This window comes from Streptococcus sp. 1032 (assembly GCF_013277015.1).
Lineage (GTDB): Bacteria > Bacillota > Bacilli > Lactobacillales > Streptococcaceae > Streptococcus.
The window spans coordinates 236,753-260,650 of the sequence record NZ_VMMD01000015.1 but is presented as its reverse complement, the minus strand read 5'-3'; the positions used below and the strand labels follow the sequence as shown (position 1 = coordinate 260,650).

General features: G+C 40.9%; 8 protein-coding genes and 1 pseudogene. 8 read left to right on the top strand and 1 reads right to left on the bottom strand.

The genetic code is table 11. The annotated features are described in order from the left end of the window. Both HT711_RS11050 and HT711_RS05815 read left to right on the top strand, forming a co-directional pair. Positions 1-380, top strand: a pseudogene (locus tag HT711_RS11050) (hypothetical protein); the annotation flags it as partial. A gap of 702 nt (positions 381-1,082) precedes the next feature. After that, a complete protein-coding gene (locus HT711_RS05815; protein WP_173249830.1) occupies positions 1,083-12,203 on the top strand; it encodes a DUF1542 domain-containing protein in 11,121 nt (3,706 codons plus the stop codon). A 219-nt stretch (positions 12,204-12,422) separates the two neighbouring features. Here the strand turns inward: HT711_RS05815 and HT711_RS05810 are convergent, their stop codons facing one another. Beyond that, entirely contained in the window at positions 12,423-14,519 is a 2,097-nt protein-coding gene (locus tag HT711_RS05810; protein WP_173249829.1) for a GH92 family glycosyl hydrolase, read from the bottom strand. Positions 14,520-14,689: 170 nt separating this feature from the next. On the opposite strand from HT711_RS05810, the gene HT711_RS05805 reads away from it, so the two are divergent. From HT711_RS05805 to HT711_RS05780, 6 genes are all read left to right on the top strand, one after another. After that, positions 14,690-15,970 (top strand): glycoside hydrolase family 125 protein, encoded by a 1,281-nt coding sequence (locus HT711_RS05805; protein ID WP_173249828.1) that lies wholly within the window; start codon positions 14,690-14,692, stop codon positions 15,968-15,970. Positions 15,971-16,182: 212 nt separating this feature from the next. Further along, entirely contained in the window at positions 16,183-18,828 is a 2,646-nt protein-coding gene (locus HT711_RS05800) for an alpha-mannosidase (protein ID WP_173249827.1), read from the top strand. Positions 18,829-18,911: 83 nt separating this feature from the next. Continuing rightward, complete coding sequence (locus HT711_RS05795; protein WP_173249826.1) at positions 18,912-19,781, top strand: ROK family protein; 870 nt, start codon at positions 18,912-18,914, stop codon at positions 19,779-19,781. Beyond that, positions 19,775-21,655, top strand: a complete 1,881-nt coding sequence (locus HT711_RS05790) for a beta-N-acetylhexosaminidase (RefSeq protein ID WP_173249825.1) — start codon at positions 19,775-19,777, stop codon at positions 21,653-21,655. Before HT711_RS05795 ends, HT711_RS05790 begins: the two co-directional genes overlap by 7 nt. 785 nt (positions 21,656-22,440) lie before the next feature. Beyond that, entirely contained in the window at positions 22,441-22,956 is a 516-nt protein-coding gene (locus HT711_RS05785) for a hypothetical protein (protein WP_138704747.1), read from the top strand. Between the two features lie 341 nt (positions 22,957-23,297). Further along, positions 23,298-23,885, top strand: coding sequence for a hypothetical protein (locus HT711_RS05780; RefSeq protein WP_138704746.1), 588 nt, complete (start codon positions 23,298-23,300; stop codon positions 23,883-23,885). Positions 23,886-23,898 lie beyond the last annotated feature (13 nt).

Below are 23,898 nucleotides of genomic sequence, written 5' to 3'. Positions count from 1 at the left end.
ACCATCTGGTCAAGATGGCGTTCTTGGAATTAAAAAAATACAGAGAAACCAGCAAAGACGAGGTTCGCAAGCCGTGGTTAGAGTTTTTCGGCAACAAACCCTTTACCCAACAACCTGAGCGAGCCATCAGCCAAGCAGACCAACTGCTAGACTACAAGAGCTGGTCCGAGGAGGACAGGAAAATGTTTAGTCAACTACGTATGCGTGAAGAACAAGCCTTGTTAGCACAGGACTATGCCTTGGAACAAGCGGAGGAGCGTGGTCGAGCTGAAGGTGGTTTCGCGATGTTAGCAAATCTAGTTCGTCAAGGTCTTCTGACACCTGAGATTGCCAGTCAGCAATTAGGCATGACTGTGGCTGAGTTTGAGGCATTGCTGTAAATAGGAACAGATGACATGTTGCCAAAATGAGGTAGCATGTTTTATTTTAGCTTTAGTTGTTAGTTGCAACAGGCAGACCAGCCAGAGAATGCTAATACTTTTAGGTCGTAATTAGGATGTGGAAGTCAGTCATATTTCTACGGTGAGGCGACTCTGGCGTGTTTAGCCTTTGAATTTTAAGAGAATAGTGCATATGAGAGATAGGGTCTGGTTCTGTTGGGCTCTGCTAGAAAGCTATCAGAGAATCTGAGCATTTAACTGACAGGTTCTATTTTTGGAAGAAAAAAAGCCAAAAACCTAAAAATCCTTGTATATTTATTTTACGAATATTTTGTTCAAAAAAACAAGAATAGTTCCTTTTAGGTATCAAAGTTATCTGCTTTTCAAAATAAAAAGAATTTATTCAAATTCATTTCCGAATTTTAGTTTTCAAGGAAATATAACAATATATAGAAAATTAAAGCATTTTCCTGATTTTAAAGTTAAAAAATTCATAATTTTGATTATAAAAACGAACGAATTGTAAAAATTGTCTGAAAATGTTTTTTTTTTTAGTAAATTTGATGAGCATTTAGTTTGCATATATATCACTTATCATGTACAATGAAGAAGTAAAGTATCATATGCAAAACCTCGCCCATGGCGAGGAATCTTTGCATGTAGATATGGACATAAAAAATATTTTTAAGGAGAACACAATAAGTGGAGAAAAAATCGCCTATGAGTCGTGTTGAACGCTCGCACCGTGAAAAAGTCACACGTTACTCAATCCGTAAATATAGTTTTGGAGCAGCCAGTGTAGCAGTTGCTGCCCTGTTCATGTTCTTGGGAAATGGAGCTGTATCAGCTAATGAGTTAAGCAAACAAGAGACATCTCTAGCAGCTCCAGGGCTAGCCTCTGAACATGAGGGACCACAAGAAGCAGAAAGTGCTTCGGTAGTAGCACCAGCTTCTGATGCCCAATCAACTCCAGCAGCACAACCAGTCGTAGAAGAACCAGCAAAACCAGCTGCACCAGAAGTAACAACTCCAGCTTTGGACAAAAAGCAACTTGAAAACTACATTTCAGAAGTTAAATCAAAACTTTCTGCAGGTACGTATGCTAATAAAACAGAGGAGAGCCTTGCTCTTTTGAATGGTGAATTGGCTTCTGCTGAGTCTGTACTCGCTTCTGCAACTAGTCAAGATGAATTGAACGTAGCTTACAGAAACCTTGTCACTACAGTAAGCTCAAAATTAAAAAACAAACCAAAAGATTCAAAAGACGCTCCGAAAGTAGATACTACTAACGGACAACCAACTGTAGGTAAAAAAGCAGAAAACACTGAGAAAAAATCAGAATCTAACGCAATCGAAAACACAGGTTTAAACGACCCACGTAACGATAAAGAGATTGATAAAGAGAATGCTTTCCGTACAGAAGCAACTGATAAAAATCATAGACCATTCACAAGAACTGAAGGGAATATTAGCTATACTGTAGAATTTTCTGATGATGCTACAAAAGAAGTCTATGCTTATAACGAAGAAGATACAGACATTGAGATTTCTGTAAATTCAACAACTGGTAAAAAACTAAAAGAAGTGACAGTTAAAAAAGGAAGTGGTCAGTATTTAGATGGAAGACCTATATCTTCGCCTATTAAACCAGTAGAAACAGATGGTTTCGGATGGTCGTACAGTTCAATTACAAGTCCAACAACAGGACCAGTAACAGTACGTGTAACAGGAAAACCAAATGAGACATTTAAAACAAATCCTAAAGTTGGATATACTAAACAAGAAAATCAAAATGCAGTATTAGGGGATAGATATTTACATATTGTTGATGAAGATGGAGACAAAATATCAGGTGGTACAAACTCATCTAATCCAGGTTACTTCAAAATGGTTGTTAAATCTCAAACATACAAATACAGCATCCAGCAACCAGAAAACAATGCGAATAAAATTGGTGTTTCAGATATTAACAACTTAACGGAAACTGATATTCAGAAAATTAAAGACCAAATCAAAATTGGATATTCTACAACTAGCCAAGATGCTAGACTAGAATCTAAAAAAGGTCAAGATTTAGATAATCAAGCTTCTGTAGTGAAAAGTATTGAAGTAAATGGACAAACTATCACTGTAACCTATAACGATGATTCAACAGACACAGCTTCAATTTCTGATGTGGCACGTACCAATAACGCACCAACAGTCGAAATTCCATTCTCTGATGCTGCAACAAAGCAGGTTTATGTTTATGGAGGAGAAGAAAATTCATTTGATATTAAATTCAAAGATGACTCAGGTAAGATCAAGAGTGCTGCAGTAGTTCAAGGCGGGAATAATGCATTTAATAAAGTAGAAGGTGAAGAAAATAAAGTAGATGTTGAGTGGGGATACACTGCGAACTTTATCGATGCTGAAACAACAGCAACAGAAGATTCACCGGCAATTATTAGTTATTCAGGAATGCCTGGAGGTAAGCTAACAAATAAACAATTAGAAACAGCCAGAACTAAAGGTTTAGTGTTAGGTAAGCGATATGCAACAGCGGCTGACTTAGATAATGCAATAATTAAAAATACTGCTCGAGGTAATTCGTTCCAAACAGACCCAGGAGCATTTGAAGTTGTATTGAAACCACAAACTCAAAAGTATGACATTCAAACACCAGCAGAAGCTGATAAAGTAGCAGTGGATGACGCGTCAGATGTGAGTGATGCAGAATTTAATAAAATCAAAGATAAGATTAAGATTGAATACTCTAAAAACAACATCGATGCTCGTCTGGCTGATAAAAAAGGTCAAGCTGTAGAAAAACAAGCAGACCGTATCACAAGCATTAAAAAAGTTGATAACAATGTAGTTGTAACCTATAAAGATGGTTCAACAGACACTAGACCATTGACTGATTTTGCACGTACAAACAATGCTCCAGAAGTAACAATCCCTTATTCTGTAGACGGTAAAAAAGATGTTTACGTGTATGCGAACGAAGATTTTGAAATTCCTATTAAATTTACAGATGATTCAGGAAAAGTAGCATCTGCTACAATTAAACGTGGTGGGAATCAGGATTCGCCAGCTAAAGATGAATCTAATCCTGATATTTTAGATAATGAGTACAATACAACAGTTGAAAAAATTTCTACTGAAACAGTAGCAACAGCAGAAAGTCCTGCTATTGTAAAAATTAAAGGTAATATTTCAAAAGATAACTCTGGAATTGCCGAGAGCAAATTCCCTAAAGAAGCAAATCAAGAACTTAAAATTGTAACTCGTTATGCAACTGCGACAGATACAGATGGTAAAGAAATCCATAATGTTGCTAAAGGTAGTTCATATGCAACTGACCCAGGTTCATTCACTATCAAACTAAAAGCTCAAACAGCAAAATATGATGTTAAAGAATTAGACGACGCTAACAAAACTGTTGTAAGTAATACTGCAACATTGACTCCTGAAGACTTAGCAACTGTTAAAGAAAATCTTCCATTAGAATACTCTAAGAAAAATGAAGATAAGAACTTAGAAGATAAAAAAGGAAAAGCAGTAGAAGCTGAAAATGCTAAGAAGGTTGTAAAAGATCTTGTTCAAGAGGGTACGAACTTAGTAGTAACTTATCAAGATGATTCTAAAGATACAATTCCTGTAGAGAAAGTTGTGAAATTAGATAAACAACCAGCTATTGATGCGGTTACTAACAAAGCGACAGAACAAATCGCAGCTATCAATGGTAACGATAAGTTAACACCAGCTGAAAAAGAAAAAGCTATTGCTGAAGTTAATAAAGATAAAGACGCAGCATTAGAAAAAATCGCTGATGCAACAAATGCAGCAGATATAACTGCAGGTAAAGATGAAGGTACTGGTGCTGTAGCGAAAGTAAATCCAATCGGTAAAGAAAAAGCTAAAGAAGAAATCGCTAAGACTTTGGAAGCTAAGAAGGATGCTATTGCGAACAATGATAGCTTAACACAAGCCGAGAAGGAAAAAGCTAAAAAAGATGCTGAAGACAAGGCAGCCGCCGCCCTTGCTGAAATCGAAAAACAACCAGCAACAGCAGAAACAGCAGCTGCGGCAACAGCAGCTCAAACTACTGTAAATGAAAAACAAGCTGAAGGAACCAAAGAAGTTGCTAAAATCAACCCAATCGGTAAACAAGCAGCATTAGACAAAATCGATGAAGCTTTAAAAGCTAAAGAAGCAGAAATGGATGCCCGCACTGACCTAACAGAGGAAGAAAAGGCAGAAGCGAAGGCAGAAGCTAAAAAACTTGCTGATGCTAAGAAAGCTGAAATTAAGGATAAAAATGATAATGCAGAAACGCCTGAAGCAGCTACACAAGAGCAAGGTAAAATCGATACAGCAGGCGATACTGGAAAAACACAGGTAGAGGGTGTTACTAAACCTGCTGCTAAAAAACCAGCAGCTAAAACAGCGGTAGAAACTACAGCCGCTGCTAAAAAGCAAGAAATTGCTCAAGACGCAGCCTTGACTGAAGAAGCTAGAGCAAAACTTCAAGCTGAGGTAGATGCTGTTAAGAAAGCTTCGGAAGAGGCAATCGATGGTGCTAAGAAAAATGCCGATGTTGATAACGCTAAGAAATCAGCAGAAGCAGCGATTAAAGCCATCAACTCTGCTCGTTTACCAGCGAACAAGGTAATTGCTGAAAATCCAACAGCCTTAAATGAGGATGAACGGAAAAAACTAGAAGATGCTATTAAAGCAGTAAACCCTCCTGGAACGACGGTAGTTGTTAAGGATGATGGAAGTGCTGAAGTAACCTTACCAGGGAAGCAAGCACCTGAAACATTAAAACAAACAGACCTAACAAAAGATGTAAATGCTTTAGATACTGCAGGTGGTGGCAACAACATCAACCGTCCAACGGATAAAGTGATTGTTGGAAATCCTGAAAGTTTGACAGATGCAGATAAAGAAAACATCAAAAAAGCTGTTCGTGAAGTAAACCCTAATGCTGTTGTGACAATTGATGACAATGGTACAGTAACGGTTTCAACACCAGAAGGAAATACAGCAGGATTCCCAGCATCAGAATTAGTACGTACATTAGCAGATGCAGCAAAAGATGATTCAGGTAATGCAGGAGTTCGTAAGCCAGCTGATAAGTTGGTTGGAGATGCAACAAATGCAGATCTTCAAGCAAAAGCAACTGAAAAACTGAAAAAATTGAATGGTGAAGATGCTAAGGTTAAATATGACGCTGAAGGAAATGCAACAGTAGTTCTTAAAGATGGAACAATTGCGACAATTCCAGCAGGTGACTTATTCAAGACAGAAGAAGACGCTAAGAAAGCAAACGGTGGAGATGACATCAACAAACCGAATGCCCAAACAGTTGTAGAAGATATTGCAGCATTAAGCCCAGAAGAACGTACTAAAGTAAAAGACGTGATTAAGGCGAAAGTAGAAGCCGTAAACCCAGGTGCAGTTGTAGTAGTTGACGACCAAGGAAACGCAGTTGTAACAACACCAGAAGGTAAAACAGCAGTTATTGACGCAGATGATTTAATTAAAAAACCTAATGAAACATCAACTGCCAAAGCTGGTAACAACATCAACAACCCAGCTGACAGAGTACGTGTTGCTGACAGTACACAATTAACAGATCCTGAACTTGCTCGAATTAAAGCAGCAGTTGAAGCAGTGAACCCAGATGCTACAGTAGTAGTAGATGACAACGGAAATGCGACTGTAACAACTAAAGATGGTAAAACTGCGACAATTCCAGTGGCAGATTTAGTCAAATCAGATGCGGATAAAGACAATGTAACTGGTGGAAACCAAGTAAACACTCCAGCTGATAGAGTAGTGGTGGACAGTACAGATGCACCATTACCACAAGAAGTTACAGACGCTATTAAAGCTAAAATTCAAGCAGTAAATCCAGATGCAACAGTTGTTGTAGATGAAAAAGGAAATGCAACAGTAACAACGAAAGACGGAGCTGTGGCAACAATCCCAGCGAGCGATTTAGTAAAAGCTAAAGCTGACTTAGCTGACCCAGCGAAACAAGATGCTGTAAACAAACCAGCAGATAAAGTAGTAGTTGATCCAGCACTAGTAGCAGCTGATAAAGATTTACCACAAGAAGCTAAAGACGCTATTAAAGCAGCAGTTGAAGCAGTAAATCTAGATTCTACTGTAGTAGTTGATGACAAAGGAAATGCAACAGTAACAACACCAGAAGGTAAAACTGTAGTGATTCCAAAAGCTGACTTAGTGAAGAAAGAAGCTGACAAAGAAACTGCTAAAGCAGGAAACAACATCAACAAACCAGCAGACAAAGTAGTTGCTGCTAAAGATGCCTTAACTCCTGAAAATATCGCAGCAATCAAAGCTAAAGTAGCAGCAGTAAACCCAGGTGCAACAGTAGTAGTTGATGCAAAAGGAAATGCAACAGTAGTTACACCAGACGGACAAACAGCAACAATTCCAGTAACTGACTCAGTGAAATCTCCAGAAGAAGCTAAAGATGAAAAAGCAGGAAACAACGTCAACAAACCAGCCGACAAAGTAGCAGCAACAAAAGCTGATTTAGCTGATGATGCGAAGAAAGCAGACGTTAAAGCTAAAATCAAAGCGGCTGTAGAAGCAGTGAACCCAGAAGGTTCAAAAGTATTCGTAGACGACCAAGGAAATGCAACTGTAACGACTCCAGACGGTAAGACAGCAACAATTCCTGTTGAAGATCTTATCAAAGATCCAGCAGCTAAAGATGAAGTAAATGCAGGAAACAAAGTCAACACTCCAGCAACGAAAGTGGTTGTAACAGATCCTGCTAATATCAAGGCTGATGAAGATAAGATTAGAGCAGAAATCCTGAAAGTTAATCCAGGTGCAACAGTTGCATTTGACGAAAAAGGAAACGCAACAGTCACAACAAAAGATGGAGCTGTAGCAACAATTCCAGCATCTGATTTAGCAAAAGATGCAGCTGACTTAAGGAACCCAGACAAACAAGATGAAGTTAAGAAACCAGCAGACAAAACACTTGTTAAGAAAGCAGGTAAATTAACTCCAGCTGAAAAAGATGCAATCAAAGCAGAAATTGCTAAGGTAAATAGAGATCCGAAGACAACTATCGTAGTTGATGACGAAGGAAATGCAACAGTAACAACTCCAGAAGGAAAAACTGTAGTAATCGCCAAAGAAGACTTAGTGAAATCTCCACAAGAAGTTGATGGTGCAAAAGCAGGAAATAACATCAACAAGCCAGCGGATAAAGTAGCAGCAGCGGCGGCAGATTTAGTTGGACCGAATAAAGATGAAGTTAAAGCTAAAATCCAAAAAGCTGTAGAAGCAGTAAACCCAGGTGCTACTGTCTTTGTTGATGACCAAGGAAACGCAACAGTAACGACTCCAGAAGGAAACACAGCAACGATTTCTGTAGATGACTTATTGAAAGATCCAGCAGCTAAAGAAACTCCATCAGCAGGAAACAAAGTAAATACTCCAGCTGAAAGAACAGTAGTAGCAAATCCAGCTGAATTAACTGATGCTGAAAAAGCTAAGATTACTGCAGCGATTCAAGCGGTAAACCCTGAAGGAACTAAAGTTGTATTTGACGAAGCAGGAAACGCAACAGTAACAGTACCGAATGAAGACGGTACTATGGCTACAGCGACAATCCCTGTAAGTGACTTAGTGAAATCAAATGCTGAAAAAGATCTATTAGATCCAGCTAAACAAAATCCAGTTAAGAAACCTATCGATCAAACAGTAGTTGCTAATAAAGATGCCTTAACTGATGAAGACCGTAAAGCTATTAAAGCTAAAGTTGAAGAAGTTAACCCAGGAGCAACTGTAGTAGTTGATGCAAAAGGAAACGCAACAGTAACAACACCAGACGGAAAAACAGCAGTAATTCCAGCGGATGATTTAGTGAAAACTGATGATGAAGTATTAAGCGATCCAAAAGCAGGTAACGTTATTAACAAACCAGCAGACGGCGTATTTGTTAAAGATGGACAAATCACGGATGATGTTAAAGCTAAAATCGCTGCTAAGGTTCAACGAGTAAATCCAGGTTCAACAGTATTTGTAGATGAAAATGGAAATGCGACAGTAACAACACCAGAAGGTAAAACTGCAACAATTCCAGTAGCTGATTTAACGAAGACTGACGCTGATAAAGCTAAAGTGAATGCAGGAAATAAAATCAATTCACCAGCAGACAGAGTGTTAGTGAAAGATAGAGATAAATTAACAGCGGAAGATATTCAAGAAATTGAGAAAAACATCTTAGAAGTTAACCCAGGAGCAACAGTAGTATTTGATGCAAAAGGAAATGCGACTGTTAAGAATGCAAATGGAGACATCGCAACAATCCCTGTAGAAGCCTTAGCGAAACCAAAAGCAGATCTATTAAAACCTGAGAAACAAGATTTAATTAAGAAACCTGTTGACAAAGTGTTAGTAACAGATCCAGCTAACTTGGATAAAGAAGCTATTAAGAAAGCTGTTGAGGAAGTGAATCCAGGTTCAACGGTGGTTGTTGATGACAATGGAAATGCAACGATAACTACAGAAGATGGTAGAAGCTTTGTAATTCCAGCAAAAGATTTAGTGAAAACTCCAGAAGAAGCTAAAAATGCAAAAGCTGGAAATAACATTAACAAACCAGCTGATAAAGTAGTAGTAGCTGATCCAACTAAACCATTATCTCAAGAAGAGAAAAAAGCGATTGAAGCTAAGATTAAAGCAGTAAATCCAGATGCAAAAGCGATCTTCGTAGATGATAAAGGAAATGCAACGGTAACTATAGAAGATAAAGATGGTAATACGGAAACTGCAACAATTCCAGCGGCAGATTTAGTAACAAGTCAAGAAGAAGCGAAACAACCAAATGCAGGAAACAAAGTTAACACACCAGCAGATAAAGTAGTTGTAAGCGATCCAGATCATTTATCAGACGAGGATAAAGCTAAGATTACAGAAGCAATCAAAGCGGTAAATCCAGAAGCTAAGGTGGCATTTGACGACAAAGGAAATGCAACGGTAACAACTAAAGATGGAGAAGTTGCAACAATTCCAGCGGCTGATTTAGTGAAAACTCCAGAAGAAGCAGCGAAACCAAATGCAGGAAACAATGTCAACACACCAGCTGATAAAGTAGCGGTTGATTCTACTAAACCATTAACGGAAGATGAGAAAAAAGCAATCGCAGCTAAAGTAGCAGAAGTTAACCCTGGTGCAACTGTAGCAGTAGATGACAAAGGAAACGCAACAGTAACAGTAAATGGTAAGACAGCGGTCATTCCAGCGGCGGCATTAACTAAGACAGCAGATTCAGCTAAAGAACCAAACGCAGGTAACGACGTCGTTAAACCAGCTGACAAGACAGTTGTAGAAGATCCAGAATCATTAACAAAAGACGAGCAAGATGCAATCGCAGCTAAAGTTAAATCTGTGAATCCAGAAGCTAAAACTGTAGTTGTTGATGACCAAGGAAATGCAACAGTAACAACTAAAGATGGTAAGACAGTGGTTATCCCAGCGAAAGATTTAGTGAAAACAGCAGCAGAAGCCGCTAAGCCAAACGCAGGAAACGATGTCAACACACCAGCAGATAAGACAGTCTTGGATCCAAATGACTTAGAAGCATCTAAGAAAGCAATCGAAGACAAAGTTAAAGCTGTAAATCCAGGAGCAACTGTAGTAGTAGACGACCAAGGCAACGCAACAGTAACAACTAAAGATGGTAAAGTAGCAGTAATTCCAGCGAAAGATTTAACTAAGACAGCAGATTCGGCTAAAGAACCAAACGCAGGAAATGACGTTGTTAAACCAGCAGATAAGACTGTAGTAGCAAATCCAGACTCATTAACACAAGATGAGAAAGATGCAATTGTTGCTAAAGTTAAAGCTGTAAATCCAGATGCGACTGTAGTAGTAGACGACCAAGGAAATGCAACAGTTACACCTAAAGATGGAAAACCAGTTGTAATCCCAGCATCAGACTTAACTAAATCAGCATCAGACGCAGCTAAACCAAACGCAGGAAACGACATCGTTAAACCAGCCGATAAGACTGTAGTGGCAAATCCAGACTCATTAACACAAGATGAGAAAGATGCAATTGCAGCTAAAGTAGCAGCCGTAAATCCAGGTTCAACTGTAGTCGTAGACGACCAAGGAAATGCGACAGTAACTCTTCCAAACGGAAATACAGCAGTTATCCCAGCATCAGATTTAACAAAATCTGAAAAAGATGTGAACGATGGAAAAGCTAAAGACAATGCAGTTACACCAGCCTCTAAGACAAAAGTCGCAAATCCAAATGCCTTAACTGAAGCTGAGAAGAAAGCCATCGAAGATAAAGTTAAAGCAGCAAATCCAGGCGCAACTGTAGTCGTAGACGACCAAGGAAATGCAACAGTAGTTAAAGATGGTAATGTTTCAGTTATCCCATCAACAGACTTAGTGAAAGTTGAAGATGATGCTACGAAACCAAATGGTGGTAACGATGCGAACACACCAGCAGCTAAGACTGTAGTAGCAGATTCAGAGAAACTTAAAGATGCTGAAAAAGAAGCTGTTAAGAAAGCTGTAGAAGCAGTCAACCCAGGTTCAACTGTAGTCGTAGACGATAAAGGAAACGCAACAGTAACCAAAGGTGATGGCACAGTTCTTAACATTCCAGCTTCAGACTTAGTCATCCCAGCAGAAAAATTAGCTGACGAAGCTAAGAACGCTAAAGTGAAAACACCAGCTATCCGTACATTAGTTGGAAATAAAGAAAACTTAACAAAAGACGAAAAAGACGCTGTTAAGAAATCAATTGAAGCAGTCAACCCAGGCGCAACTGTAGTAGTAGACGATAAAGGAAACGCAACAGTAACAATGCCAGACGGTTCTACAGCAACAATTTCTAAAGAACAACTAGTGAAGAATGCAGAAGAAGCGAAAGCTAAAAACGGTGGTAATAATCTTGATTTCGACTTGAGTAAAGTAACGGTAGCAGACCTTGCTAATATTACTCCAGAAGAAAAAGCGAAATTCCAATTCAAAGTTCTAGGTGCTATCACAAATGTAGAAGAATTCGATCTTGATGCTTACATTAAATCAACAGATAAAGATGGAAACACAGTTTACACATCTAAAGATTCTAAAGTGAAAATTACAATCGACAAAGATGGTAATGCAACAGTCGAAAAAGATGGTAAGAAAGAATTAGCTATTAACATTGATAAAGCTGGAAATGTAACAATCGTTACAAAAGAAGGCCAAGTATTAGCAATTCCAAGAGATGATGCATTCAAACAACGTCCATATGTACCATCAAATGGTGGAGGCAATAACAGTGGTAACGGTAACGGAACTTCTGGCAATAACGCAGCTAATAACACTGACGCAAAAGTGGATAAAGCTAAGTTAGAAGGTGCTATCCATCAATTAGATGAATTGATCATTAAAGAATCAGCTAAGCTTGATGCAGAAACTGCAAAAGAAGCGAATGACTTATTAGCAGATGCTAAGAAAGTATTTGCTAATGCAGACGCAAGTCAAGCAGAAGTGGATGCAATGGTTAAACGTATCGAAGACTTCATGGCGAAAGTTGCTCCATCAACTGATCATGCAACTCCAGCTAAGGACCAAGCTGCTCAAGCACCAGCTGTAGCTCCAGCTACTACTCAAGCAGCAGCTAATGCTAGCCAAGAAGCAGCAAATGCGCGTAAAGCAGCTAAAGAATTGCCAAATACAGGTACAGCAGATTCTACTGTAGCTATGGTAGCAGCTGCCGCAAGTGCCTTACTTGGTCTTGGTCTTGCAGGCCGTCGTCGTAAAGAAGACGAAGAAGCTTAATTGGTAGATTGTTTGATAATTATCAGATGATAAATCCGATTTTCAAAGCTTAAACTCTTCGAAAATCAAATTCAAACCGCGTTAGCTTCGCCTTGCCGTACTCAAGTACAGTCTACGGCTAGCTTCCTAGTTTGCTCTTTGATTTTCATTGAGTATTAAACAAATACCTCTCATAAGAAAATCTCCTAGCAGGAAAGTCTGCTAGGAGATTTTTGTATTTCAGGAAGTGGACGGCTGGCTTGGTAACCAGCTAAGGGTAAAGGTTAACTGTTCAGCTTTTAGGAGGTCTTGGTGTTGAAGGCTAGTTATAGAGGTCTTATCTAGTAGACATTCTTTGACAAAGTTGAAGTGGCTGTGGTTTTGCTCAGTATGAATATCTAGCCATTTATTTTCTTTAGCTAGGTAAATACGGAGGTGGTCAAAGAGAGGGATTCCGAGATCATAGCTTGATTTTCCTGGACATGTCGGATAAAATCCGAGAGCTGACCAGATGTACCAAGCAGAGAGACTACCATTGTCTTCATCGCCAGGATAGGCTTGCCAGCTTGGGTGAAAGGCTTTTTGACGTAAGGTCTTGATAAGAAGGGCAGTGTAGTCAGGGTAGTTACTGTAACGGAAGAGATAAGGAATGTGGAAGCTAGGTTGGTTAGAAATGGCGAGTTGCCCAAAAGGAGCAGTAGTCATCTCGCTCATTTCGTGAATCTCGTAACCATAGCCTGTTGTTTCAAAGAGGGGAGCATCTTGACAGGTTTTCAAAAGATAGTTGCTGAAGGTTTCTTTTCCACCCATAAGCTGGATTAAGTCTGAGATGTCGTGGAGGACACCTAAAGTCGCTTGAATGGCAGAGCATTCAGCGTAGTCTCGTCCCCAACTATAGGGAGAGAAGTCAGGACGGAAGTTTCCTTGATTGTCTCGCGCTCGCATGTAACCTGTCTCAGCATCAAATAGATGGCGGTAATTTTGTGACGCAGTTCTATAAGTTTCTGCGATGTTTGTTTTTCCGAGTTTTTCGGCACAGCTGGCGATACAAAAGTCACTATAGGCATAGTCTAGAGTATGGCTGACGCTTTCGTGGTGGTCAGTAGAGAGGTAGCCTAGTTCTTGGTATTGGGTTAGTCCGTGGCGACCATTGATGCCGAGAGGGTCAGATTTGCTGGCTGTTTCAAGCATGGCTTGGAGGAGTTCTGCTTCCAAGTCGGGAGCCATGTTCTTGCAGGCGCTATCTGCGATAATGCCATCTAGCAGGGTACCTGGCATCATGCCACGTTCATCTGGGGCCAGCCATTTTGGAAGGAATCCAGTATCGCGGTAGCTATTGAGAAAACCTTCTAAAAAGAGACGATAGTGTTCCGGTATGACAAGGGCAAAGAGGGGGAATGTGGTACGGAAGGTATCCCAGAAACCATTGTTGCTAAAGAGGACACCGGGCTTGACAGAACCAGTAGCCAGATCTATGTGGCTGGCTTGCCCTGATTCATCAACCTCATAAAAAGTCTGAGGAAAGAGGAAGAGTCTGTAGAGGCAGTGGTCAAAGAAGGTTCGGTCAGTCTCTCCTGTCTCTATAACGTCAAAACGATGGAGGAGATTTTTCCAATCCGCTTGGGCATTTGTTTTACAGTTATCAAAATCTTCTTGAGGTAGATTAAGCAGTGCTTGAGAAGGGGAGATGAAAGAAGTGCCTAGTTGAATCTCTGCATGGCTATCTTCCAGGTCAATTCGCCAGTCTCCCCCTTCTTGGCTGACAGCAAGAATATCCGTATTCATTTGCATGGCAGTGAATAGTTTTAGCGGATTTTTGTTAGTCTCAGTTTTTCCTTCTTGTCTCAAGGCCAGAGTTCGCTTATCTACCTGCTCCACTGTCAGTTCATCTGCTGCGTGAAGGTAGAGGGAGAGGGCTTTGCCTTGTTTTTGCTCCAAACGAATAGAAGCACCGTAGCAAGTCGGTGTGAGCTGGGTTTCAATCTGATAGCGCAGGGAGAAAATCTTCAGATAATGAGGTTTGAAAGAGGCCTTATCTATGTCATAGGAAGATTGGCGGTGAAAGAGGCTGTCTCCACCCAGTTGACCGGTGACAGGTGTCAGAAGGAGCCAAGAGTAGTCGCCAATCCAAGGACTAGGCTGGTGGGTTAGTCGAATCCCCTGAAAGATAGGCAAATGCGGATCGAAAAACCAAGAGCCCTCCTGGTCACTGGTCTGGGGTACAAAGTAATTCATTCCAAAAGGAAGGCCTGTGTATGGCAGGGTATTTCCCCGAGAAAAGGCATGCTTGCTGGCAGTACCAAAGCGGGTATCGATGGTTTCAAGTAGTGGTTTCATAGTCTTTCCTTTAGCTGTTTTTCTACATTATATCAGAAAAATGGGGCCTTTAGAAAAGGAGTTTCAAAGATAACTATTTTGTAGAAAAATGACTATCATTTGTGTATGTATTTTCTGTCTCAAAAGCTATATACTGAAAATGAAACTTGTTTGAAAGAGGATACTGCACGATGATTTATTCAAAAGAAATTGTTAGAGAATGGCTAGATGAAGTGGCAGAGCGGGCTAAGGACCATCCAGAGTGGGTGGATGTTTTCGAGCGTTGCTACACCGACACCTTGGACAATACGGTTGAAATCCTTGAAGATGGTTCAACCTTTGTGCTCACAGGAGATATTCCTGCTATGTGGCTTCGGGATTCGACAGCTCAACTCAGACCCTACCTGCATGTGGCTAAAAGAGATGCCCTCCTGCGTCAGACCATTGCAGGTTTGGTCAAACGTCAGATGACCTTGGTACTCAAGGATCCTTATGCCAACTCCTTCAACATTGAGGAAAACTGGAAGGGCCACCACGAGACTGACCACACAGACCTTAATGGCTGGATTTGGGAACGCAAGTATGAGGTGGACTCGCTTTGCTATCCTTTGCAGTTGGCTTATCTCCTCTGGAAAGAGACTGGCGAGACTAGTCAGTTTGATGAGACTTTTGTCGCAGCGACTAAGGAAATTCTCCATCTTTGGACGGTGGAACAAGACCACAAGAACTCTCCTTATCGTTTTGTCCGAGATACGGACCGCAAGGAAGACACCTTGGTAAATGATGGCTTTGGCCCTGATTTTGCAGTGACAGGCATGACCTGGTCAGCCTTTCGTCCGAGTGATGATTGCTGTCAGTATAGTTACTTGATTCCGTCAAATATGTTTGCTGTAGTGGTCTTGGGGTATGTGCAAGAAATCTTTACAGCATTGAATCTAGCTGATAGCGAGAGTGTTATCACAGACGCTAAGCGTCTTCAGGATGAAATCCAAGAAGGAATTGAAAACTACGCCTACACAAGTAATAGCAAGGGTGAAAAGATTTACGCTTTTGAAGTGGATGGTCTAGGAAATGCTAGTATTATGGATGATCCAAATGTACCAAGTTTGTTGGCTGCGCCTTATCTGGGCTACTGCGATGTCAACGATGAGGTTTATCAAGCAACTCGTCGTACCATTCTGAGCCCTGAAAATCCCTACTTCTACCAAGGAGAATACGCTAGTGGCCTCGGAAGTTCCCATACCTTCTATCGCTATATCTGGCCCATTGCCCTTTCTATCCAAGGCTTGACAACAAGAGATAAGGCAGAGAAAAAATTCTTGCTGGATCAGCTGGTTGCTTGCGATGGTGGTACAGGTGTTATGCACGAAAGCTTCCACGTGGATGACCCAACTCTCTATTCTCGTGAATGGTTCTCTTGGGCTAATATGATGTTCTGTGAGTTGGTCTTGGATTACCTGGATATTCGTTAAGGAGCGTGCTTTATACTCTTAGAAAATCTCTTCAAACTACGTCAGCTTTATCTGCAACCTCAAAGCAGTGCTTTGAGCAACCTGCGGCTAGCTTTCTAGTTTGCACTTTGATTTTCATTGAGTATTAGCGCAACTGATTCTTGGAAAGAATCACAAATTTACATTTAAAACGTTAACAATAAAAATTTAAATTTAGAATGAGGTTTTACTTCATGGAAAATGTTGTCGTACATATTATCTCACATAGTCACTGGGACCGTGAGTGGTACTTGCCTTTTGAAAGCCACCGTATGCAGTTGGTGGAATTGTTTGACAATCTTTTTGTTCTCTTTGAAAATGACCCTGAGTTCAAGAGTTTCCATTTAGATGGACAAACCATTGTCCTTGATGACTACTTGGAAATTCGCCCTGAAAATCGCGACAAAGTCCAACGGTACATCGACCAAGGCAAACTCAAGATTGGTCCCTTTTACATTTTGCAGGATGATTACTTGATTTCAAGTGAAGCTAATGTCCGCAATACCCTTATTGGTCAAGCAGAATGTGCAAAATGGGGCAAATCAACCCAGATTGGTTACTTCCCAGATACTTTTGGAAATATGGGGCAAGCGCCTCAAATCCTTCAAAAATCAGGCATTCATGTGGCAGCCTTTGGTCGTGGTGTGAAACCGATTGGATTTGACAACCAAGTCCTCGAAGATGAGCAGTTTACTTCCCAGTTTTCAGAAATGTACTGGCAGGGTGCGGACGGAAGTCGTGTCCTCGGTATCCTCTTTGCCAACTGGTACAGTAATGGGAATGAAATTCCAGTTGATAAAGACGAGGCCTTGACCTTCTGGAAACAAAAACTGGCAGACGTGCGTGACTACGCTTCGACCAACCAATGGTTGATGATGAACGGATGTGATCACCAGCCTGTACAGAAAAATCTGAGCGAAGCCATTCGTGTGGCAAATGAACTCTTCCCAGATGTAACCTTTGTTCATAGTTCTTTTGATGAATATGTCCAAGCCGTGGAAGGTGCTCTACCAGAGCAATTGTCAACGGTTACAGGTGAGTTGACCAGTCAGGAAACAGACGGCTGGTACACACTTGCCAACACTTCTTCATCTCGTATTTATCTCAAACAAGCCTTCCAAGAAAATAGCAACCTCCTAGAGCAAGTTGTAGAACCCTTGACTATTATCACTGGGGGTCATAACCATAAGGACCAGTTGACCTATGCTTGGAAAACTCTTTTGCAGAATGCGCCACATGATAGTATCTGTGGCTGTAGCGTGGATGAAGTTCACCGAGAGATGGAAACTCGTTTTGCCAAGGTCAACCAAGTAGGAAACTTTGTTAAGAGCAATCTTCTTAACGAATGGAAGGGTAAAATCGCTACAGCTAAGGCTCAAAGTGATTATCTCTTTACGGTTATTAACACAGGCTTGCATGATAAGGTTGATACTGTCAGCACAGTGATTGATGTTGCGGTTTGTGATTTCAAGGAATTACACCCAACGGAAGGCTACAAGAAGATGGCTGCTCTTACCTTGCCAAGCTACCGTGTGGAGGATTTGGATGGGCGTCCTGTAGAGGCTAAAATCGAAGACCTTGGAGCTAATTTTGAGTACGATTTACCAAAAGACAAGTTCCGCCAAGCTCGTATTGCTCGACAAGTGCGCGTGACCATTCCAGTTCACCTAGCGCCGCTTTCTTGGACAACTTTCCAATTGCTGGAAGGAGAGCAAGAACACCGTGAGGGTATTTACAAAAACGGATTGATTGATACGCCATTTATAAGGGTGAGTGTGGATGACAATATCACAGTTTATGACAAGACAACTCACGAATCCTATGAAGATTTTATCCGTTTTGAGGACCGTGGTGACATCGGAAACGAGTATATCTATTTCCAACCAAAAGGAACAGAGCCTATCTATGCAGAGCTTAAGGGCTACGAGGTCTTGGAAAACACAGCTCGCTATGCTAAAATTTTGCTCAAACATGAATTGACTGTGCCTGTCAGTGCGGATGAAAAACTAGAAGAAGAGCAAAAAGGCATCATCGAGTTTATGAAGCGTGATGCTGGACGTTCAGAAGAATTGACAAGCATTCCTCTGGAAACTGAGATGACTGTCTTTGTCGACAATCCACAAATCCGTTGCAAGACTCGCTTTACTAACACTGCCAAAGACCACCGTATCCGTCTCTTGGTCAAGACTCACAACACGCGTCCAAGCAATGATTCTGAAAGCATCTATGAGGTGGTGACACGACCAAACAAACCAGCAGCTTCATGGGAAAATCCTGAAAATCCTCAACACCAACAAGCCTTTGTTAGTCTGTATGACGATGAAAAAGGTGTGACTGTATCCAACAAGGGGTTGAATGAATACGAAATCCTTGGAGACGACACCATTGCAGTGACTATTCTGCGTGCGTCAGGTGAGCTAGGTGACTGGGGTTATTTCCCAACACCAGAAGCACAATGCTTGCGTGAGTTTGAAGTCGAGTTTGCTCTTGAATGCCACCAAGCCCAAGAACGCTTCTCAGCCTATCGTCGCGCCAAAGCCTTGCAGACACCATTTACCAGCCTTCAGCTTGCTAGACAAGAAGGAAGCGTGGCTGCGACTGGTAGCCTCTTGAGCCATTCTGTTCTCAGCATACCGCAAATCTGTCCAACAGCCTTTAAAGTGGCGGAAAATGAAGAAGGCTATGTCCTCCGTTACTATAATATGAGTCAAGAAAATGTGCGCATATCAGAACATCAACAAACCATTCTTGACCTACTTGAACGACCATACCCAGTTCATAGAGGCCTCATTTCACCACAAGAGATTCGTACAGAATTCATCAAAAAAGAAGAAATTTAATTTCAAAAAGTAAACATAAAAAGAAAGGAGGGGCGAAAAGGTAAGAACTAACTGCTGATTTGCCCCTTTTTATGGTAAAAACAATGACCATTGCAACGATTGATATCGGAGGGACTGGGATTAAGTTTGCCAGTCTGACTTCTGATGGGAAAATACTGGATAAGACAAGCATTCCAACGCCTGAAAACTTGGAGGATTTACTAGCTTGGTTAGACCAACGCTTGTCAGAGCAGGATTATAGCGGGATTGCTATGAGCGTTCCAGGCGCGGTCAATCAAGAGACAGGTGTGATTGATGGCTTCAGTGCGGTGCCCTACATTCACGGATTTTCTTGGTATGAGGCGCTTGCTAATCATCAACTACCTGTCCATCTGGAAAATGATGCCAACTGCGTTGGACTCAGTGAATTACTGGCTCATCCAGAACTTGAAAATGCAGCCTGTGTCGTGATTGGGACAGGGATTGGCGGAGCCATGATTATCAATGGCAGACTGCACCGAGGTCGCCACGGCCTGGGTGGAGAATTTGGCTACATGACCACCCTTGCCCCTGCTGAAAAGCTCAACAACTGGTCGCAACTAGCATCAACTGGCAATATGGTGAGATACGTGATTGAAAAATCTGGTCAGACTGACTGGGACGGTCGCAAGATTTACCAAGAGGCCGAAGCAGGAAATGCCCTTTGCCAAGAAGCCATTGAGCGCATGAACCGCAATTTGGCGCAAGGTTTGCTTAATATCCAGTATCTGATCGATCCAGATGTCATCAGTCTGGGAGGCTCTATCAGTCAAAATCCAGATTTTATCCAAGGTGTCAAGGAAGCTGTTGAAGACTTTGTCGATACCTACGAAGAATACACGGTCGCACCCGTTATCCAAGCCTGCACCTATCATGCAGATGCTAATCTCTACGGTGCCTTTGTCAACTGGTTACAGGAGGAAAACCAATGGTAAAATTTACAGGAATTAGCAGTAAACAACATCAAGCTATAGAGTTGCTTCAAAAGCACATTTCGCTACCAGATGTAGAGGTAGCTATCGCTCAGTCTGATCAAGCCTCTATCTCTATCAAGGGTGAGGGTGGACACTATCAACTAACTTACCGCAAACCTCACCAACTTTATCGTGCCTTGTCCTTGTTGGTAACAGCTCTAGCAGAAGGTGATAAAGTAGAGATTGAAGAACAAGCAGCTTATGAAGATTTAGCCTACATGGCAGACTGTTCTCGAAATGCGGTGCTGAATGTGGCTTCTGCCAAGCAGATGGTTGAGGTCTTGGCTCTCATGGGCTACTCAACCTTTGAGCTCTACATGGAAGATACCTACCAGATTGAAGGACAGCCTTACTTTGGTTATTTCCGTGGGGCTTATTCGGCTGAGGAGTTGCAGGAAATAGAAGCCTACGCCCAGCAGTTTGATATGACCTTTGTGCCTTGTATCCAGACCTTGGCCCACTTGTCAGCCTTCGTTAAATGGGGTGTCAAAGAAGTGCAGGAGCTCCGTGATGTGGAGGATATCCTCCTTATCGGCGAAGAAAAGGTTTATGACCTGATTGATGGCATGTTTGCCACTCTGTCTAAGCTACAAACACGTAAGGTCAATATCGGGATGGACGAAGCCCACTTGGTTGGTTTGGGACGCTACTTGATTTTGAATGGTGTGGTAGATCGTAGTCTCCTTATGTGCCAACACTTGGAGCGCGTGCTGGATATTGCTGACAAGTATGGTTTCCACTGTCAGATGTGGAGCGATATGTTCTTCAAGCTCATGTCAGCGGATGGCCAGTACGACCGTGATGTGGAAATTCCAGAAGAAACTCGTGTCTACCTAGACCGTCTCAAAGACCGTGTGACCTTGGTTTACTGGGATTATTACCAGGATAGCGAGGAAAAATACAATCGCAACTTCCGCAACCACCACAGGATTAGCCATGACCTTGCCTTTGCAGGGGGAGCTTGGAAGTGGATTGGCTTTACACCTCACAACCATTTTAGCCGTCTAGTGGCTATCGAGGCCAATAAAGCCTGCCGTGCCAATGACATCAAAGAAGTCATCGTGACTGGTTGGGGAGACAATGGTGGGGAAACAGCCCAGTTTTCTATCCTACCAAGTCTGCAAATTTGGGCCGAACTAAGCTATCGCAATGACCTAGACCGTTTGTCTGCTCACTTTCAGACCAATACTGGTCTATCGGTTGAAGATTTTATGCAGATTGACCTTGCCAACCTCTTGCCAGACCTGCCAGATAATCTCAGTGGTATCAATCCCAACCGCTATGTCTTTTATCAGGATGTTCTCTGTCCCATTCTTGACCGACACATGACACCTGAACAGGACAAATCGCACTTTGCTCAGTCTGCTGAGACACTTGCTGAAATCAAAGAAAAAGCTGGTGCTTACTCTTACCTCTTTGAAACTCAGGCTCAGTTGAACCAGATTTTAAGTAGCAAAGTCGATGTGGGACGACGCATTCGTCAAGCCTATCAAGCAGATGATAAAGAAAGTCTGCAAGAAATCGCAAGACAAGAATTACCAGAACTCAGAAGCGCGATCGAACACTTCCATGCCCTCTTTAGCCATCAATGGCTGAAGGAAAACAAGGTCTTTGGCTTGGATACAGTTGACATCCGTATGGGCGGACTCTTGCAACGCATCAAACGAGCAGAAAGCCGTATCGAGGCTTATCTGGCTGGGCAGCTTGACCGTATCGACGAGTTAGAAGTGGAAATTCTGCCATTTAACGACTTCTACGCAGACAAGGACTTCGCAGCTACAACAGCCAACCAATGGCATACCATTGCGACAGCTTCAACGATTTATACGACATAAAAAACAAGAACACCTTGCTTGGCGCAGGGTGTTTCGCGTGAAACAGAAGAATTATCTAGTTTCAAATGCCACAGTTAGACAAACTTATGCTAAAATAGCAGAAAGGGAATGTTTCCTAAGAGCAATTCTATCGATTAGCAATTGGAGGTATTGTGGTACACTTAAAATTAGTAAAACAAGTGTTTTTTTGTGATGGTTTCAGATAAGAGAGTTTTTTAATACTCAATGAAAATCAAAGAGCAAACTAGGAAGCTAGCTGTAGGTTGCTCAAAACACTGTTTTGAGGTTTCAGATGGAAGCTGAGGAGGTTTGAAGAGATTTTCGAAGAGTATAAATTTGTTGAGCGTGTAGCTAATACGTATCAAGTCTGGTAGATTGAGAAAACTTGACAAAAAATTAGATAGTGCTAGAATAACATTAACGAAAGACATTTGAGGGCAGAAAGGTTCCTGCCACACCTTGCAAAAGGGTATCTGAGATGCTGGGTACACCGACCAGCCAAAGGGTCCGTTATTTCAAAGGAGGGGCTTAAATGCTCCTTTTTTATTTAAAAATTTCAAAATAGATTACACTCACCGCAGGCTTAGGCTTGCGTTTTTTTGTTTGACAAAATTAAAAAAATGTGTAAGAATAAGTAGAATTGAAAACAGGAAAACTCACCTCCTTTCGATTCGTCTAGCCTTTTCGTGAGGCAATGAGGGGGCGGAGAGACGCGCTCGTCAACAGAAGTATCTCATTGGAAATGTTGCTCACTTTTTAGTGAGCTTTTTATCTAGGGAATAGAAATGAAAAGCAAAAAATTAAAATTAGGTCAAATTGATTTAAAAATGTGCAAGGATTACGACCTTATTCAAGCGATGGACTATGACTTTAAGACGAAGAAAGTAATGAATAAAGGAAGGGGATTTGCGGTAACTGTTGTCAAAATACAGGGGCTAACTTTCTTGATTCCATTTAGAAGTTACATTCCTAAAAAGTATCAATTGAAGTATAAGCTTAGAAATTCAGCAAAAGAAGGATATGTTGAAGGATTAGATATTGGTAAAACATTGATTTTAGAAGATAAAAGTTATTTACTAAATACCACTTTTCGCCTTCGGAAAGTCGAAGATTATTATAAAGTAATGGATAATGATAAAGCTATAATCAATAAGTTAGTGAAAGCTATTATAGACTATAACCGTGCTTTAGAAATGAACGATAGAAACAAACTTGAAGATCCTAAACGCTTTAAATTCTCAACATTCCAGAATTATTCTACTAGATTAAGAGTCATAACAGAAAAAGACTATTTAGAATAGATAATGTTTCCGCAGGCTTAGGCTTGTGTTTTTTTATAGTAGATTGAAATAAGATTTGAACAAATTGATTAGGAAAGTCAAATTAATTTCTAGCAATGTTTTAGTAGTCGAAGTGTACTGTTCTAGTTCCAATTCACTCTATTCTTCAAAAAAGCCCGATTTTATGGGGTTTTAATTCTGATAAAATCCGATAATTTCGGCATGATAAGGTGAGGTAGTTATTGTCTTAATGCTCAGTTACGTTCTGGAAATCGCTAGAATTTTTTCAAAAAAGCCCGTAATAGTTGAATTATCTAAGCTTTAACAGTATAATTAAGCTAGTAGCTTCATCAGGAGGTTCTATGCTACAATATAGTGGGTGGCACGGCACCACCAATAAAAGGAAAGAAAAGATTCTATCTGCTGGGTTTTCTTATGAGAAATATAAACCTGGTATTCATAAACAGAGACATCCGAACGATTTGGGTAATGGTATTTACTTTTTTCTACCTTTTAACAAAGATACTGGTAAAACGATTGCTTCTGCTTATGTCGCAAAGTATAAGTCATTTGAACTAAGCAAACCTGGGGTTAGGCCTGAGTTAATTCATGCTAAAATCACCCTAAAATCTATAGATAAGATTTTTATTTTAGATAACCCAAAAAACCAAAGGTTATTAGAGGAATATCGACAAGCGGCATCTATTCAAATTGAACGTGAGATTGCAGGTATTTCAGGTAGCGGAGCCAAAAATAGAGCTACTCTTCTTAACCAAAATCAAGGATTAATTATTGAACTGTTGCTTGATTTAGCGTCTCAGCATGGGAAGAATTATGAAGCAGTGCAGTCCAAAACATATACTGCTATTCCATCTTTACCAGTAATTGACGGAAAGAATGGAGAGGAAATTTGTATCCGTGATTTAAATTGTATTACAAACATTTTATAAATAAGGAGGCTTT

Coding starts and splice junctions, on each gene's coding strand:
- HT711_RS05785 (WP_138704747.1), top strand. CDS start 22,441: ATGAAAAGCAAAAAATTAAAATTAGGTCAAATTGATTTAAAAATGTGC.
- HT711_RS05790 (WP_173249825.1), top strand. CDS start 19,775: ATGGTAAAATTTACAGGAATTAGCAGTAAACAACATCAAGCTATAGAG.
- HT711_RS05805 (WP_173249828.1), top strand. CDS start 14,690: ATGATTTATTCAAAAGAAATTGTTAGAGAATGGCTAGATGAAGTGGCA.
- HT711_RS05810 (WP_173249829.1), bottom strand. CDS start 14,519: ATGAAACCACTACTTGAAACCATCGATACCCGCTTTGGTACTGCCAGC.
- HT711_RS05800 (WP_173249827.1), top strand. CDS start 16,183: ATGGAAAATGTTGTCGTACATATTATCTCACATAGTCACTGGGACCGT.
- HT711_RS05795 (WP_173249826.1), top strand. CDS start 18,912: ATGACCATTGCAACGATTGATATCGGAGGGACTGGGATTAAGTTTGCC.
- HT711_RS05780 (WP_138704746.1), top strand. CDS start 23,298: ATGCTACAATATAGTGGGTGGCACGGCACCACCAATAAAAGGAAAGAA.